Origin of the sequence: Pseudoflavonifractor sp. MCC625, assembly GCF_018784545.1 — a bacterium.
GTDB classification, from domain to species: domain Bacteria; phylum Bacillota; class Clostridia; order Oscillospirales; family Oscillospiraceae; genus Pseudoflavonifractor_A; species Pseudoflavonifractor_A gallinarum.
In genome coordinates this window covers 32,613-49,227 of sequence record NZ_WQOJ01000022.1, presented here as the reverse complement: position 1 = coordinate 49,227, position 16,615 = coordinate 32,613, and the positions used below count along the sequence as shown (strand labels likewise).

The 16,615-nt window shown below is 59.9% G+C and carries 14 protein-coding genes; 8 read left to right on the top strand and 6 right to left on the bottom strand.

The features are described from left to right. Nucleotides 1-5: 5 nt before the first annotated feature. The 3 genes from GPK94_RS06150 to GPK94_RS06140 all read right to left on the bottom strand — a co-directional run bounded on the left by GPK94_RS06150 (nucleotide 6) and on the right by GPK94_RS06140 (nucleotide 5,652). Nucleotides 6-3,395 (bottom strand): PAS domain-containing hybrid sensor histidine kinase/response regulator, encoded by a 3,390-nt coding sequence (locus GPK94_RS06150; RefSeq protein WP_215655076.1) that lies wholly within the window; start codon nucleotides 3,393-3,395, stop codon nucleotides 6-8. Nucleotides 3,396-3,493: 98 nt separating this feature from the next. Next, nucleotides 3,494-4,846, bottom strand: coding sequence for a 23S rRNA (uracil(1939)-C(5))-methyltransferase RlmD (gene rlmD / locus GPK94_RS06145; RefSeq protein WP_215655075.1), 1,353 nt, complete (start codon nucleotides 4,844-4,846; stop codon nucleotides 3,494-3,496). Further along, entirely contained in the window at nucleotides 4,834-5,652 is an 819-nt protein-coding gene (locus tag GPK94_RS06140) for a DUF3298 and DUF4163 domain-containing protein (protein WP_101691527.1), read from the bottom strand. Before GPK94_RS06140 ends, rlmD begins: the two co-directional genes overlap by 13 nt. A gap of 161 nt (nucleotides 5,653-5,813) precedes the next feature. On the opposite strand from GPK94_RS06140, the gene GPK94_RS06135 reads away from it, so the two are divergent. Beyond that, nucleotides 5,814-6,371: a DUF2284 domain-containing protein gene (locus tag GPK94_RS06135; protein WP_215655073.1), complete on the top strand. Its 558-nt coding sequence runs from the start codon at nucleotides 5,814-5,816 to the stop codon at nucleotides 6,369-6,371. On the opposite strand, the gene GPK94_RS06130 is transcribed toward GPK94_RS06135, so the two are convergent. Further along, a complete protein-coding gene (locus GPK94_RS06130; protein WP_215655071.1) occupies nucleotides 6,368-6,850 on the bottom strand; it encodes a SprT-like domain-containing protein in 483 nt (160 codons plus the stop codon). The genes GPK94_RS06135 and GPK94_RS06130 overlap by 4 nt on opposite strands. Nucleotides 6,851-7,344: 494 nt before the next feature. Between GPK94_RS06130 and GPK94_RS06125 the strand changes: the two genes are divergently transcribed. From GPK94_RS06125 to GPK94_RS06105, 5 genes are all read left to right on the top strand, one after another. Then, complete coding sequence (locus GPK94_RS06125; RefSeq protein WP_346727996.1) at nucleotides 7,345-7,800, top strand: tripartite tricarboxylate transporter TctB family protein; 456 nt, start codon at nucleotides 7,345-7,347, stop codon at nucleotides 7,798-7,800. Nucleotides 7,801-7,816: 16 nt separating this feature from the next. Then, nucleotides 7,817-9,346, top strand: a complete 1,530-nt coding sequence (locus tag GPK94_RS06120; RefSeq protein WP_215655069.1) for a tripartite tricarboxylate transporter permease — start codon at nucleotides 7,817-7,819, stop codon at nucleotides 9,344-9,346. Nucleotides 9,347-9,401: 55 nt separating this feature from the next. Continuing rightward, complete coding sequence (locus GPK94_RS06115; RefSeq protein WP_252192533.1) at nucleotides 9,402-10,427, top strand: tripartite tricarboxylate transporter substrate-binding protein; 1,026 nt, start codon at nucleotides 9,402-9,404, stop codon at nucleotides 10,425-10,427. A 127-nt stretch (nucleotides 10,428-10,554) separates the two neighbouring features. Further along, nucleotides 10,555-12,465, top strand: a complete 1,911-nt coding sequence (locus GPK94_RS06110; RefSeq protein ID WP_215655067.1) for a sigma 54-interacting transcriptional regulator — start codon at nucleotides 10,555-10,557, stop codon at nucleotides 12,463-12,465. Nucleotides 12,466-12,661: 196 nt separating this feature from the next. Next, nucleotides 12,662-13,063 carry a hypothetical protein gene (locus tag GPK94_RS06105; RefSeq protein WP_215655065.1) on the top strand — a complete coding sequence of 134 codons (402 nt, stop codon included), beginning with the start codon at nucleotides 12,662-12,664 and terminating at the stop codon, nucleotides 13,061-13,063. A 45-nt stretch (nucleotides 13,064-13,108) separates the two neighbouring features. On the opposite strand, the gene GPK94_RS06100 is transcribed toward GPK94_RS06105, so the two are convergent. Continuing rightward, a complete protein-coding gene (locus GPK94_RS06100) occupies nucleotides 13,109-13,372 on the bottom strand; it encodes a DUF3343 domain-containing protein (protein ID WP_101691520.1) in 264 nt (87 codons plus the stop codon). A gap of 3 nt (nucleotides 13,373-13,375) precedes the next feature. Continuing rightward, on the bottom strand, nucleotides 13,376-13,975 hold the full coding sequence (gene yedF / locus GPK94_RS06095; RefSeq protein ID WP_215655064.1) for a sulfurtransferase-like selenium metabolism protein YedF: 600 nt from the start codon (nucleotides 13,973-13,975) through the stop codon (nucleotides 13,376-13,378). Between the two features lie 423 nt (nucleotides 13,976-14,398). Here yedF and rny point away from each other — a divergent pair, with 423 nt between their 5' ends. Beyond that, complete coding sequence (gene rny, locus GPK94_RS06090; protein ID WP_101691518.1) at nucleotides 14,399-15,943, top strand: ribonuclease Y; 1,545 nt, start codon at nucleotides 14,399-14,401, stop codon at nucleotides 15,941-15,943. Between the two features lie 86 nt (nucleotides 15,944-16,029). Beyond that, on the top strand, nucleotides 16,030-16,608 hold the full coding sequence (lepB, locus tag GPK94_RS06085; RefSeq protein ID WP_101691517.1) for a signal peptidase I: 579 nt from the start codon (nucleotides 16,030-16,032) through the stop codon (nucleotides 16,606-16,608). The last annotated feature ends 7 nt before the right edge of the window (nucleotides 16,609-16,615 follow it).

The window sequence follows — 16,615 nt, the reverse complement described above, 5'->3', positions numbered from 1 at the left end:
TCGTTTCACGGTTGGGCGTCGGTACGCCCTCTGGCCACGTCGCGGAGCAGGGCGGCGAGCTTTTCAAATTCCACGGGTTTGGCGATGTGGCCGTTCATACCTGCCGACATGGCCTCGGAGACATCGCTGGCAAAGGCGTTTGCAGTCATGGCAATGATGGGAACGCTGGAGGCGTCGGGGCGGTCCAGCGCCCGGATGGCCCGGGCGGCCTCGTAGCCGTTCATCACCGGCATCTGGATGTCCATGAGCAGGGCGAAATAGGTCCCCGGCGGGGTGGCCTGGAACCGCTCCAGAGCGACCTGCCCGTTTTCCGCCACATCTACCAGAAGACCCTTTTCCTCCAGAATAGTGGCTGCGATCTCCTGATTGAGCTCATTGTCCTCCACCAGCAGTACGCGCTGCCCGTCAAAGTGGACCTCCTGTGCCTGCTGTCTGTGATGGCGGGCCGACGAGGTGAGTACGGCGCGCAGATTGTGGGGCTGAAGCGGCTTGGAGACAAAGAGGTCCACACCGGCCTCCCGGGCTTCTGTTTCGATATCACTCCAGTCATAGGCGGACATGACGGCCACCAAGGTCTCGCCGCCGGTCAGGGTGCGGATCCGCCGTACGGTCTCGACGCCGTCCATGCCCGGCATTTTCCAGTCCACCAGAACAATGTCGTAGTGCTGCTGTTTTTCCAGCTCATGTTCCAGCATGCTCAGGGCTTTGGCGCCGCTGCCGGCGATCTGAGCCGTGACCCCCATCTGGGAGAGAAGGGTGACAGCCTGTTCCAGAACGGTGGAGTCGTCATCCACCACCAGGACCCGCAGGTCCACGGGAAGATCATCCTCGGCAAAGCCGGATTGGACATCGGGATATTTCAGGGGGATCTCCACCGTAAAACAGCTTCCCTTGCCAAATTCACTCTCCACAGAGATGTTGCCGTTCATGAGATGGACCAGGTTTTGAGTAATGGCCAGGCCCAGGCCGCTGCCCACCCGGGCGTCGGTCTGGCGGTCCTGGGAAAAGGCGTCGAAGATATGGGACAAAAAGTCCTGCGTGATGCCGATGCCGTCGTCCTGCACCTGGAAGGTGAGCAGATCGGAATCCGCCGTCAGCCGTTTGCAGTCGGCGCGGAAGGAGATATGGCCATGCTCAGGCGTATACTTCAGGGCGTTTCCAAGCAGGTTCATCAGGATCTGATGGAAGCGCAGGGCATCTCCGGTATAGGTGCGCCGCAGCTGGGGAGAGACGGTCATGCGAAACTCCTGCTCTTTGAGCAGGGCCTGGGAGGAACACACCGCGTTCAGATCCTCGATCAGCTGTAACAGATCAAAGGGCTCCTGCGCAATGGAGAGCTTGCCGCATTCAATGCGGGAGAGATCCAGAATATCGTTGATGAGAGAGAGAAGATACCGGGAGGAAGAGGTGATCTTCTGCAGACAGTCGGCGATTTTTTCCGGCTCCTCCAGATGGGAGGAGGCAATGGTGGTCATGCCGATGATGGCGTTCATAGGTGTGCGGATGTCATGGCTCATCCGGGAGAGGAAGTCCGTCTTGGCGTCGTTGGCCTGTTCGGCCAGCTTGAGGGCGTCCCGCAGGGCCTGTTGCCGGCGTTCCTGTTCGGCCTTCTGCGCCTCGATATCCTTGAGGTAGAGCATGATGCGCAGAACATGCTCCTCCCGCTCCACCAGCTGGACCTGGAGGCTGAACCAGTGGTATTCACCGGAGACGAGAAGGTTGGGCGCCTCCATGGAGCACTCCTGCCCGCCGCTGAGAAAGAACTCCAGCAGCCGTTCCTGGGTGAATTGGGCCAGGAAGCGCTCCCGGTAATCCGGATGGACAAAATGGTCGGCCACCGTCTGGATGTGCTCGGACAGGGTAACACCGCTCTCCATGGGGGTGAGGACCCCCTCCGACTCCTTCCAGATAATCAGATCACCGGAATAGAGCTCTGCCTCATAGATGGCATCATAGAACCGGCTCACCGCGCTGGAGAAGCGGCGGTTGGCCCGCCGGTTTTCCTCCAGAGCCTCCGCCAATTGGTGCTGGGCGGTCTGGATCTGGGCTTTTGGCTCGTCAATGAGGCGGAAGGTGCCGATCACCCGGGTGATCTCCCCGCCGTCCAGAAGCGGATTTCCCTGGAGCAGATACCAGTGGGGCTCGGCCTCCTGGTAAGGGATAATGCGGACCTCAGCCTGCCGGAGACTGCCGCACAGGACTTGTTGGAGCCGCTCCAGGTCTGCGCCGGAACAGCGTTCCCGCTGCACGACATCGCCCAGATATCCGGGAATGGCAAGGCTGGATTCGCCCTGGCTGTATTGGATACAGAGGTGGTCCTGATGGGGGAAGTACTCAAAGACGATGTCGGCGGCCCCTTCCGCCACCAGGCGGTACTTGGCCCGCTCCTGTTCCAGCGCCTCCACAGCTTCGTGGCGCAGAGTGATATCCAGCAGCAGGAAGAGATAGACCGGATATCCGCCGTCCTCCTCCACACAGGTCCCCTCGCACTGGACCCAGATGGAACGGCCATCCCGGCACAGCATGGGAAATTCCAGCGAGATGGGCAGGCGGCGCCGGGCCTTGCTGTGGATTTCCGAGAGAATATGGGCCCGGTATTCGTGGAGGATGCTGTGCCCCATACCCTTGTGGGGCGGGGTACCGAACATCTCCAGGAAGGTGGAACTTCCGCCCAGGAAGGTAGTCTGTTCATCAATCCGGAACTTGGCTACCCCGCCGGGGAGAGAGTCGTAGAGCGCCCGCTGCTCGGCGGCATGCCGTCGGGCAGCCATGGTCTGGTGCTGGGTGCGGCCGGTGAGCAGGACGCGGTCCGGACCACAGGCGGCGGGAGAGAGGGGCAGCAGGGTGAGGACGGCATGGTGTTCACTGCCGTCGCTTTGCTTCAGATCCAGCTCCAGCGGGGGGAGGGGAGCGGTCAGTGCCTGACGCAGCTGCTCCGGGGAGAGGAAATGCTCCAGCAGAGAGACACGGTCCGAGGAGACCTGGCTGCACAGCTGCGTGCGCAGCTCTTCTAATGTGCCCCGCTGACCCGAGAGAGCGGGCGGACAGATGCAATATGTGCCCGCGGTAAGGTCCAGCACGTAGGAAAACAGATCGCAGCAGGCGGAGAGTGCCGATACCGGTACCGCACCGGTACAGGGGGAGGAAGTGTCCCCAACCTCCCGCGGAAGTGTGCGGGAGAGCATCTCCGCCTCGGTGTCGTCCTGCCAGTGAATGGGCGCGACAGAGGCGTCCGGAAAGGCGGGACAGGGACTTCCGGGCATCAGTTCGGGTGTCAGGGCAGCGGCGGCCTGATTGCGGAAAAGAAGTTCCCGGGTCTGGGGATGGACGATGTAGACCGCAGTGGTCTTTAGGCCGTCCAGAATCTCCGTGAGAGAAGAGCGGGGATTTGTCATAGCAGTACCTCCATGGGCACACAGCAAAAGTCCGGGATAGGCCGGCCCGGAAGGCGCTGCGAAGTATCAGTGAATGTAGTTGAGGCGGAGCGGTTGACTCAGCGGCTGGCCCGGATGAGCTGACAGACCGTCTCCACATGGGCGGTGCGGGGGAACATATCCACGGCCACGGCCTTCTGGGTGGAATAACCGCACTGGGCAAAACGGGCCAGATCCCGTGCCAGCGTGGCGGGATCACAGGAGACATAGACGATGCGCTGGGGAGCCATGGAGGCCACCGTCTCCACCACGTCCTCCCGCAGGCCCTTCCGCGGGGGGTCCACACACACCACACCGGGGCGGAGTCCCTCCTGCGCCAGACGGCGGGCGGCCTCACCGGCATCTCCGCACAGGAAGCGGGCGTTGGTGATGCCGTTGCGCTGGGCGTTGGCCTGGGCGTCCCGGATGGCCTCCGGGACCACCTCAGCGCCGATGATGGAGCGGGCCTTTCCGGCCATGGTCAGACCGATGGTGCCGATGCCACAGTAGAGGTCCAGAACGGTTTCTCTTCCGGTGAGGGCCGCAAATTCGGCCGCTTTGCCATAGAGGATCTCGGTCTGCTCTGGATTGACCTGATAAAACGAGGGGACGGACAGGCGGAAGGTAAGTCCGCAGAGGGTATCGTCCAAAAAGTCATTTCCCCACAATGTGCGGTAGGAGTCACCGAGGATGACGTTGCTGCGCTTCTCGTTGACGCCCAGTACAACACCGATCAGGCCGGGCTCGGCGCTGCGCAGGGCCCGCACCAGCTCCTCCTCGTGGGGGACACTGGTTCCGTTGACCAGAAGGCAGAAGAGAGACTGGCCGCGGCGGTTGGTGCGGACATAGACATGGCGTACCAGGCCCTTGCCGCTCTTTTCCTGATAGGCGGGGATGCGGAAGGCGGTCATCCACTCCTTGGCGGCGGTGCGCAGCCGGGCGGCCGCTTCGCTCTGGAGAAGGCAGTCGGCGACATCGGTGACAGTATGGGTCCCGGCCTGATAGAATCCGATCCGGGGACCGGGACAGACGGGGAACTGTGCCTTGTTGCGGTAGCGCTCGGGATGGGCCGCACCTAAGATCTCCTCCACCGACAGATCCAGTCCGCCGATGCGGCGCAGAGCATCTTCTACCCGCTGGCGCTTGGCGGAGAGCTCCTCCGCATAGGTCATGTGGCGAAAACGGCAGCCGCCGCACTGGGCGTCATAGGGACAGTCAGGGGTCAGCCGGTTGGGGGAGGGAGTCAGGACCTCCACCACATGGCCCCAGACCGCGGTGCGTCCCACCTTGTCCAGGTAGACCCGGCAGGTCTCACCCCGCAGGCCGCCCGCCACAAAGACGGCCGCGCCGTCCAGATGGGCGACGCCGGCGCCGTCGCTGGAATAGGCGTCGACAGTCAGTGTTTGTATGGTGTGTTCCATCATCCGATCCATGAGACAAGATACTCCTTCAAGGCAGAATAGGGGACGGGGATCTCCACGGGGCTGTTGTTGGCGCCCAGATCCCCGGATTGGAACCAGAAAACGAATCCATCCTTGGTCAGATAGAAGTTCTCCGGCTGAAAAGCGGCCTGGAGCTGAGCTTTCTCCACGCCCTGCTGCATCAGTCCGGCAGCCGTATCCGAGGCGAGAATATACTCCAGCGCCTGTTCCGAGGCGGCAATGGCGTCGGTAAAGCACTGGGTAAAGGTCAGCGAGGCACCGGTGGTCAGGTCAAAGAGCTCCCCCATACGGAAGACAGTGGGGTGCGCGGCCCCCTCCGAGGAGGCATAAAATTCCCGGGCAAAGGAGATGACCTGCTCATTCTGATAGAGGGAGGTATAGGTCATTTCCTCTTTCATGGGCTGAAACGGAAGCCCGAGAGGACCGGAGAGCTCATAGTCACTGAGGGCGTCCTGGGCGGTGGTGGCGGTGGTATTGTCCAGAAGAGCCTGTCCCTCAGCGGCATACCAGGCGGAAATGGCGGCGAGGGCGGGGGACTCGGATTTATTTTCGAAATCCGGCAGAGTATAGGACACCGACAGTACAGTGGTGCCGTCGTCGGCTGTGTAGTCCTGGGTAAAGACCTGCTCGGAGAGAACAGGTGCAACATAGGTATAAGTGGGGGTGGGAGAGGGGGTGGGGGGAGCCGAAGGTGTGGGGACTGGTGCCGTGGAAGAAGACGGAGCAGGCGCTTTGGGAGAACAGGACACCAGGGCCAACAGCAGAGCGGTCAGCGGGAGAAGTGCGGATCGTTTCATACAGATCTCCTTTCCGGTGCGGCAAGATCCGCACCTTAAGAGCGCTAGAATATCTTATTATACTCTTCATCTGAGCTGGCGTAAATGGGCAAAGCTTGCATATGGGGGAAAAGAGCAGTAAAATAAAAAAATATAGAATAAATTAGGGAGGGACGGTCGAGATGGACTGGTGCAAAAAGGCGCAGGAATTTGGGTTTGAGCATGTGGGAGTGGTGCGTGCACAGGACCTGGAGTGTCTGCCGGAGGTGCGGGATATGTGTGCGGCAGGCCGGTGCGGGGCCTTTGGTACCCGGTGGACCTGCCCTCCCGGCTGCGGAAGTCTGGAGGAGTGCGCGGCCCGGCTGAAGGAATACGGGGAGGGCGTGCTGGTACAGAGCACCGGCATGCTGGACGACCCCTTTGACGCAGACACCATGATGGAGACGGAGCGGATCCACAAGGAGCGCTTTGCCGCTCTGGCAGAGGCGGCCCGGGCGGAGGAAGCCGACTGCCTGCCCCTGGGGGCTGGGACCTGCCAGCTGTGTGCTCAGTGTACCTATCCGGATGCGCCCTGCCGCTTCCCCCAGCGGGCGGTCATCTCCATGGAGGCCTTTGGACTGCTGGTATCCAGCGCCTGTGAGCGGGCTGGCGTACCCTATTACTACGGACCCAACACCATTACCTATACCAGCTGCGTGCTCTTTCACGGGAAGTGTGAGACAGATACGCCAAACGGCTAAAAGCGCAGCGCCAGTTTGCCGCCGCAGCGGCAGCGATAGCGCTCCGGGTGCTGGGTCAGGCGGGAGGCGCGGGAGCGGGGAAATTCCCGGCCGCAGGAGAGACAGACCACCAAGTGACGCACCGGCTTTTCGTCGGCCAGCCCCAGAGAACTGGGGAGTGCGGTGCGGGTGATGGAGTAGCCGTAAGCGGCATTCATCTCTCCGGCATAGTGCTGCCAGAGCGGCCCGTGGTTCTGGCAGCCGGGACAGGTGTGGAGCAGTTCGTGGGCCAGTGTCTGGCGGATGGCCCGCTCCGGCGCATCCAGAAGGCGGTGGGTCAATTCAATGTGGTATGCTCCGTCCCGAAAGGAGCAGCGGCCAAACCGGGTGAGTGCCCGGGTGTTGATGTGCACGTGGGGGACGATCTGAGCAGAGATCGGGATGCTCAGAGCATGTGCCTCCTGCTGTACCTGGAGCAGGAGCCTGTCAAATGGATGCAAAAGATCCCCTCCTTTTGGAGTATGATACCATGTGCTTCGGTGAAACAGAAGTGGGTAGAGGGATCCTATTTTTCACACAGAAGTTGAATGAAACGCATTGAAACGTATATGTTTCAATGCGTTTCATTTTTTGAAACAAATTGTGAAACAAAATGAAGCAATTGTTCTAAAGCGCAACTTCATAAAAAAATTGAAAACTTTTTGTTAAGAATTTCTGGGAGGAAATATAAGGACATTTTTTGAAAAGATACAGGATAATTTGTACAAAAAACACCGAAAGAGAAAAGAGAAGTTTGAAAAAATGGGAGATTGGCACAGGCGTTGCTTTTTTATTCGGGCAGAATGAGGCCCGCGTGAGGGTCTTGACCGCCTGCAACTGCATCGGAGGAGGGTAATGTACAGTCGATATGCGGGAGCGGGCAAACTCCGGCGACTCCGCCGGACGGCTGGGGCCATAGGAGCACTGGCCGGAAGCAAGAGAGGAGAGATAGAACGTGGAGAAAAAGAAACTCAACACACGGGCACTGATCCCGGTAGTCACTGCCATTGTGGCCATCTTGTTCATTGCAGTCGGCATGATCGACTTTGGATTTTGGGACGCGGGTCCCACCCCTGGATTTTTCCCCATCATCATTGCGGTCGTCCTGCTGCTGGCCAGCATCGCCAGCTTTATCCAGGTGGCCCGGGATAAGGACGGGAAGGACGTTCAGTATAACCGTGCGGAGCTGATGGTCATTCTGGGCGCCGCCGGTATCATCATCGGCAGCATGGTGATCGGTCTGATCCTGAGCTGCCTGGTGTACCTGGTGCTGTGGCTCAAGCTGGTGGAGCATGCTCCCTGGAAGCATGTGATCATCATTGAGGCCATTCTGGCCGCCATCATCATCGGCGTGTTTGTGGTCTGGCTGCAGGTTCAGTTCCCCATGGGCCTGTTTGAGCTCTTCATGTAAGGAGGTCTGAAAAAGTATGGAAAACTTTGCAATGCTGTTTGCCGGATTTCAGACCGTTCTGGATCCCGTAAACATCGGCGCCTGTATGCTGGGCGCTATCCTGGGCCTGGTGGTCGGCGCCATGCCCGGTATCGGCAGCCTGGCCGGCGTGGCCCTGCTGCTCCCCCTCACCTATAAGTTCAACCCCACCACTGCCATTATCATGCTGGGCGCCCTCTATTACTCCAACATGTACGGCGGCTCCTTCAGCGCCATCCTGCTGAACATCCCCGGCGATACCCCCGCAATTACGACTGCTCTGGACGGCTACCCCATGGCCAAGAAGGGCCGTCCTGGCCAGGCGCTGGTGGCCGCCAACCTCTCCAGCTTTATCGGCGGCACCATCGGCATCCTGATCCTGACTATTACCGCCTCCGGTCTTGCCCAGGTGGGCCTGATGTTCGGCTATGCCGAGATGACCGTGGTGCTGCTCATCGCCATGACCAGCATCAGCTGGCTCATCGGTGAGAACCCCATCAAGGGCATCGTCATCACCATGCTGGGCATTCTGGTGGCCAGCATCGGTATGGACACCCTCTCCGGCGTGCCCCGCTACGACTTCGGCAACATCTACCTGCTGGGCGGCATTACCTTTACTCCCTTTGTCATCGGCTGCGTAGGCTTTGCCCAGGTCATCAAGCTGGTCAATGAGCGCAAGGCCGATGAGGAGAAGCGCCAGAGCGAAGAGCGCAAGATCAAGCTCTCCATCCGCGGAAGCCTCCTCAAGGGACACGATTTCCGCCGCATCCTGCCCCCCATCCTCCGTTCCGGTGTGCTGGGTACCTTTGTGGGCGTTCTGCCCGGCTCCGGTGCCACCACCGGCTCCATGGTGGGCTATGCCATGCAGAAGAAGTTTAAGAGCGAAGAGCCCATGGGCACCGGTGCCATTGAGGGTATCGCCGCCTCTGAGGCCGGCAACAACGCCGCTGCCGCCGGCGCCTTTGCTCCCCTGCTGGCCCTGGGCATCCCCGGTTCCGGCACCGGCGCCGTTCTGCTGGGCGGCCTGATGATGTGGGGCCTGAATCCCGGTCCCCTGCTCTTTGATACCAACCCTGAGTTCTGCTGGAGCCTGATCTCCTCCCTGTATCTGGCCAACGTGTTCACCCTGCTGGTGGCCATCCTGATCATCCCTGTGCTCATCAACATCCTGAGCGTGCCCGTCAAGTACATGATCCCCATCATCACCTGCGTGTGCATCGTGGGCGCTTACAGCACCTCTTACTCCATGTACGGCGTGGTCATCATGTTTATCTCCGGTATCATCGGCTACCTGCTGGAGAAGAATGGCTTCCCCACCGCCCCCATGCTGCTGGCCTTTGTTCTGGCCCCCATGCTGGAGGAGAACATGCGCAAGGCCTTTATCGCCTCTCAGGGTAAACTGGGCATCTTTGTCAACAGCCCCCTGAAGCTGGTCCTGCTGGCCATCTTCCTGGTGCTGGTCCTGACTCCCGTGGTCAAGAGCATCCTGCGCAAGGTCAAGGGCAGCAACACCAAGGCTGCGGTCTGATATTCTCTGGACGTATCCTATATCAAATATAAGAATCCATAAGGAGAAGATAATCATGAATATGAAGAAGAAACTGCTCTCCCTGTCCTTGGCGGCCATGATGACCGTCTCTCTGGCGGCCTGCGGCGGCGCCTCCGACATCAATGAAAACGGCGAGTTCAATCCCACCAAGAACATCACCTGGATCTGCACCTCTTCCGCGGGCGGCGGCTCCGACCTCTTTACCCGCAAGCTCAGCGACATCATGAAGAATGAAGACCTGGTCAACGGCCAGACCATCGTGGTCTCCAATGAGACCGACGGCGCCGGTGAAGTGGGCCGCAACAAGATCGCCACCATGAAGAGCGGTGCGGACTACAACCTGCTGACCTTCAACTCCGGCGACCTGATGCCCATGGTGGACAACACCAAGAACCGCGCGGAGAACTTCCGGATCCTGGCCATCATGGCGGTGGATAAGCAGCTGCTCTTCACCAGCGAGACCGCGGCCGAGCACAAGACCGACTATGCCAAGGCTGGCGGCGACCTGACCGACTTTGCCGCTGCCATTGAGGCCGCCAAAAACGGCACCTATGTGGTCATCGGCGGCTCCAAGGGCGACGATATCGCCACCTACAACGCCCTCCTGGAGGAACTGGGCCTGACCCAGGATCAGATGGGCTACATCACCTATGACTCCACCGGTGACGCCATCACCGCTGCTCTGGGCGGCAACCTGGACTTCGTCATCTCCAAGCCCGCCGCCGCCTCCCAGTATGTGGAGTCCGGCGACCTGACCCCCACCCTGGCCCTGTCCACCGAGCGCTTCACCGGCAACCTGGCCGACGCCCCCACTCTCTCTGAGATCGGCGACTATGAGAACGTGGAGAAGCCCGTGTGGCGCGGCGTGGCTGCCCCTGCTGCCATGAGCGATGAGGCTGTCACCTACTGGAGCAACGTTCTGGGCCAGTGCGCCGAGAGCGAGGCCTGGCAGGAGTACCTGGAGCTCAACCAGCTCATCGACGAGTACAAGGCCACCGAGGAGGCCACCCAGTATGTGGCTGACTTCCAGGCTGACTACCTGGCTTCCAAGGAAGGTTGAGCCGAAGGCTAAAATATAGTATCATGGGAGCGGACCTGCGAGATCAGAGGGTTCGCTCCCTATTTTCTGTGAGTGCCCCGGCCGGTGGACCGGGGGGAATCAAAACGGATGGGAAAGGAGAGGTCTGATGGTCAATGTCATCGTATTTGTCCCTGCGCCGGAGATGCTCAAGCCGGTAGAACGCCTGGTGGAACGGATGCAGAGCGATGAGGTCCACATTGACGCCGTCCATTGCTTCGGCACGCCGGAGATCCTGCACCATCTGGAGCGCTATGACGTCATTGTAGCCCGAGGGATCACCTATGGAAAGGTCCAGGAACTCTATCCGGAAAAGCATGTGACCCACCTCAGCTTTGACGGGATGGACATCATGGGCGCGCTGCTCCAATGCCGGGAGGACTTTCACCCGAACCGGATCGGCCTGTGCCTCAAACGGGAAGAGGTACAGAGTATTCTGGGCGGTCTGGAGGAATTGTGCCGGGCAAAGATCCGCATTTATGAGGTGACGGATGAGCAGAGTGCCATTCAGGCGGTGGACGCCTGTCAGAGCGACGGGATGGACGCCGTGGTCTGCGGCGGCACCGTCGGGCACATCTGCCAGGGCAGAGGGATGCCATATACCTATATCCACATTCGCTCCGAGACGCTGGAACATGCTCTGGTGGAGGCCAAGAATACGGCGATCAGCATCAATACAGAGCGGACTAAGAGCAATATCATCCGCATGATCCTGGATGGGAATGAGGACGCTGTGCTGGCCGTGGATGAATCCGGCCGTATTCTGGAGGCCAATGACCAGGCCTACCAGCTCTACCATCTGGCCTTTGTGGCGGACTGGAAGGGCCGGCGGGTGAGCGATATCCACCCGGACCTCACCTTTATTGGAAACCGGGAAAATCCCTGCCGGGACGGCGATGAAAATTTCCTCAATCTGTACGGGCAGCGCTTTCTCGTCAAATACAAGCTCATTTCCGGCGAGACCTCCGGTCTGGGAACGCTGATCACCACCCAGGCAGCAGATAAGATCTTGCAGGAAGAGCGCAAGATCCGCCGGGGCCTGCTCCAGAAGGGGCTGAGCGCCAAGTACTCCTTCCGGGACATCATCGCGGTCAGTCCCGCTATGCAGCACAAGGTGGAGATGGCAAAAAAATTCAGCCAGGCCCCATCCAACGTGCTGATCACCGGGGAGACCGGCACCGGAAAGGAGCTCTTTGCCCACAGCATCCATGCCGCCAGCAGCCGGGCGGGCCAGCCCTTTGTGGCGGTCAACTGCGCCACCCTGCCTGAAACCTTGCTGGAGAGCGAGTTGTTCGGCTATGAGCCGGGGGCCTTCTCCGGGGCGTCCCGGGAGGGAAAGACGGGCCTCTTTGAGCTGGCCCACCACGGGACCATTTTCCTGGATGAGATCGGGGAGATCCCCGTCACCCTCCAGGCCAAACTCCTGCGTGTGCTCCAGGAGCGGGAGATCCGTCGTGTGGGAAGTACGGTGGTCATCCCGGTGGATGTGCGGGTCATTGCCGCGACCAATGTCAATATCCAGAGCCAGATTGCCCAGGGGAAGTTCCGCAGCGACCTGCTGCACCGGCTCAACACCCTGGAGATCTATATTCCGCCCCTGCGGGAGCGGCCGGACGATATTTTGCCTCTGGTAGAGAGCCAGATCCGTGTGTTGGCTGCCGAGCAGGGAAAAAGTCCGCCTCTGCTGACGCCGCAGGCCAGGGACCTGCTGCGCCGCTACGCCTGGCCGGGCAATGTGCGGGAGCTGCGCAATGTCTGTGAGCGGCTGGTGGTGCTCAGCAGCGCCCAGGCGGTGGATGAGGAGGCCCTGCTGGATCTTCACCTCTTTTTCCCGGAGCGGGAGAGTCCGCGGACGGTGGAAGTGGAGCGGCCCATGCAGGAACCCATCACCTTCCAGATTCCGGTCACCATGAAGAAAAAGGACCTGGCCAAGGAGTTGGGGATCAGCCGTACCACCCTCTGGCGTATGACCAAGCGGCAGGAAGCCCTTCGAAAGCAGCAGGAAGAAAAGACACCCTGAGCTCTCCTGCGGCATACCCTGAGGCAGGAGGGGATGCCATATGCCGTCACAGAGACCGCCCGGATGCTGCCTGTGCTGTGTCCCGGGCCCGCCGGGTCCACAGGGGCCAGCAGGCCCGCCGGGTCCAACCGGCCCGACCGGCCCCATCGGGGCAACCGGACCAGCTGGCGCTGCCGGCCCCACCGGCCCTCAGGGGTTGTCTGCTTTTACGGACTATGCCCAGTTCTTGGTCAACCAGGGCAGCTACAGCGATGGGACCTATGTGCGCTTCCATGATTTTTTGCCTGGTCAAGGCACCTTTACACTCCAGAACGGAGATACTGTGCTGACTCAGCCCCGGCGGATTGCCTACTGCGCCTGTCATCTGGTGGCGCAGCTGCCGGCCGGGGGAAGCTGTGCGGTGATTCCGGTGACCGGTCTGGCGGAGGAGGATATGCTGCGTGCCGTGATACATGCTGCGGATGAGCAGCCGCTGTCCATGGGAACACAGTTTCTCTTTGTGGTGCCGGTCCAGACCGGACTGCGGTTTCTGGTCCGCAGCAGCGGGCCCGTGACCCTGGATGGCGCACTTTCTCTTTTTTCGGTCACAGAGTACTGAAAATCCCCCGGAGGTATCCTCCGGGGGATTTCAAATGAACATACGTTATCCAAACAGGGGCTGTGCGGTAAGCGTGGGGCCGTGCCCGCTTATGCCATAAAAGGCGTACTCATCTGCCCGCAGCTCCGAATGGGAGAGGAGCGAGCGGGCTTCGTCGGCCGCGTCAGGGGCGAGACGGACGGCAATGCCACAGCTGGCCGAAATCTCCCGCAGGACCGGCATGGTCTGAAAGGGAAGGTGGCCTTTCAGGGCCCGCTGAGCCTGGATGGCCCCGCTGGAGGAAGAGAAGGTAATCAGACAGTAATCCATGACTTAGAGAGAGATCACCTTGCCCGCTTCCTGCATACGGGTGAGAATGTCATACATATTGCTGACGGTACCGGCGGCGAGCTGATCGGCGATCCCGTAGAAGTTCAGGCAGGTACCGCAGACCAGTACCTCCACGCCGCGGTCAAGCAGGGTCTGGAGGTGCTGGGCCACCTGCTCATCCCCGGCGGGCAGCTTTACACCGGCGTTCATGAACAGGATGGAGCGGGGGAGATCGTCGGACTGGGCCAGCGTATAGAAAAACATCCGCATGAGATTGGTGCCGAGCTCCCGGTCACCGTCGCCGATGATGTCCCGGCCCACAAAGATGGCGTAGCCGGCAGAGGGAGCGGGCGCGCAGACCAGCTCCTCCGCAGAGGCAACAGGCAGGGAACCATTTTTCAAAAAGGACAGGCAGTAAGCCCCGTCCTTCTCCTCCACCGAGGCGTCAAAACCCTGGTTCGCGGCAAGACGCTGGAGGTTTCCAACAGCAGTGGTATTGTCCACCAGAACGGTGAACTGACTCTCGCCCGCGGAGATGGCCTCCTTGGCCATGAGCACCGGCATGGGACAGGCCTTTCCCTTGGCGTCAATGATACGAGACATAGTAAAATCTCCTTCAAATGGTTTCTTTTCGTGAAAAATATTATAGATTTGAAGCGGGAAACTGTCAACTGGAGTGGAATGGCATGGGGAGAAGAAAGCGGTTTTCTTCCGGAAAAACCGGACTGGAGAGGAGCACTTTCCGCGAAAATAGAGGGATATGATCCTTTTATAAAAAAAATCAATATTAGCTCGCGACTTTATTGAATAAATGACGTGAAATGGACACTGGAAACTGTTGTGTCGGATACGAAACTTCTTGACAGGGGAAGCGCTTGGTTCTAAAATAGATTCGGTGTAATATTTTGAAAAACAAGAGGGGAAGTTTTTCGAATTTTGTGTGGATTGGCCAAAGGAAACCGATTCCACAGACATCATAACAACAAAAATTACAAATAAACTATATGGAGGTGTGTTCAAACCTTGATGCAGACAATCATTGCCTGTGTGATCACAGCCGTGGTCGCACTTGCCATAGGAATCCCCGCCGGCATTCAGTGGCGGAAAAACGTGGCCGAGAAGGAGATCTCCAGCGCGGAAGAGGAAGCCAAGCGCATTATCAACGAGGCCATCAAAGGCGCGGAAGCGAAAAAGCGCGAGGCCCTGGTGGAAGCCAAGGAGGAGATTCTGCAGGCCCGCAACGAGTACGAGCGCGAAGTAAAGGAGCGCCGTGCCGACCTGCAGAAGCAGGAGCGCCGGCTCCAGCAGAAGGAAGAGAACCTGGACCGCAAGACCGAAAATATGGAGAAGAAGGAAGAAAACCTTCAGAACAAGCTGACCGAGCTGGAGAATGCCCGGGAAGAGGTGGCTGTGGTCAAAAAGACCCAGATGGAAGTTCTGGAGCGGATTTCCGGCTTTACCGCGGAGGAGGCCAAGGCTTACCTCATCCATCAGATCGAGGATGATGTGACCCACGAGGCTGCCATGAAGGTCAAGGAGATCGAGACCCGCTATAAGGAAGAGGCCGACACCAAGGCTAAGGAGATCCTCTCGCTGGCGATTCAGCGCTGTGCGGCTGACCATGTGGCCGAGGCCACCGTCTCTGTGGTTCCCCTGCCCAATGATGAGATGAAGGGCCGCATCATCGGCCGTGAGGGCCGCAACATCCGCACGCTGGAGACCCTGACCGGTGTGGACCTGATCATCGACGATACCCCCGAGGCCATTACGGTCTCCTGCTTTGACCCGGTCCGCCGGGAGATCGCCCGCATCGCCCTGGAGAAGCTGATCCAGGACGGCCGGATCCATCCCGCCCGCATCGAGGAGATGGTGGAGAAGGCCAAGCGCGAGGTGGACGCCACCATCAAGGCCGAGGGCGAGCGCGCCGTGTTCGAGACCAATGTGCACGGCCTGCACCCCGAGCTCATCAAGCTCCTGGGCCGCATGAAGTACCGCACCAGCTACGGCCAGAACGTGCTCAACCACTCCATCGAGGTGGCGCATCTCTCCGGCCTGCTGGCTGCCGAGATCGGCGCCAATGTGGCGGAAGCCAAGCGCGCCGGCCTGCTGCATGATCTGGGCAAGTCCATCGACCACGAGGTGGAGGGCTCCCATGTCCAGATCGGCGTGGAGCTGGCCCGGAAGTACCGGGAGAATGAAAACGTGGTCCACGCCATTGAGGCGCACCACAACGATGTGGAGCCCCGGACCATCGTGGCCTGCCTGGTGCAGGCGGCCGACGCCATCTCCGCGGCCCGTCCCGGCGCCCGGAGAGAGAACCTGGAAAACTACATCAAGCGTCTGGAGAAGCTGGAGGAGGTCACCTCTTCCTTCCCCGGGGTGGAGAAGTCCTTTGCCATCCAGGCCGGACGTGAGGTGCGCATCATGGTCAAGCCGGATCAGGTGTCTGAGGATCAGATGGTCCTCCTGGCCCGGGACATTGCCAAGAAGATCGAGGACGAGCTGGAATATCCCGGACAGATTAAGGTTAACATGATCCGGGAGACCAAAGTCGTCGAGTATGCCAAATAAGCCGCGGCGGACAGTCGCTGCGGGACACCAGGCGGAGGCCCCGGCGGTAAACGCCGGGGCCTCCCCGCGCAGAAGGAGAAAATACTATGGCAGACACACAGGCAGTCAAGAAGGAGAATGAGCCGGAGGAGCAGGCGACCCTGGGGCAGAGTCTGTACAGCTGGCTTCAGGCAGTGGCGCCTGTCATCATCGGGATCGTGCTGGTCTTCACCTTTGTGGGACGGCTGACCCCCGTGGACGGACCGTCCATGGAACCGACCCTGTGGCATGGGGATATGATGGTCGTGCGTAGTCTGGGGTATACCCCCAAGCAGGGGGATGTGGTGGTCCTCACCAAGCCCTTTGAGAATATCACCGGGCCCATTGTCAAGCGCGTCATCGCCGTGGGCGGACAGACGGTGGAGATCGACTATGCGGCCAATACGATCTATGTGGATGGCGAGGAGATCCCCCAGGACTATATTCTGGAGCCCATGGAGCAGAAATCCTGGCAGACCATCTCCACCATTACAGTGCCGGAGGGAGAGGTCTTTGTGATGGGAGATAACCGCAATGTCTCCAACGACAGCCGAAATCCCGATCTGGGTACGGTGGATACCCGCTATATCCTGGGAAAGGCGGAGCTGGTCCTCTTTCCCTTTGGAGATCTGGGACTGATTCGCTGAGCCACAG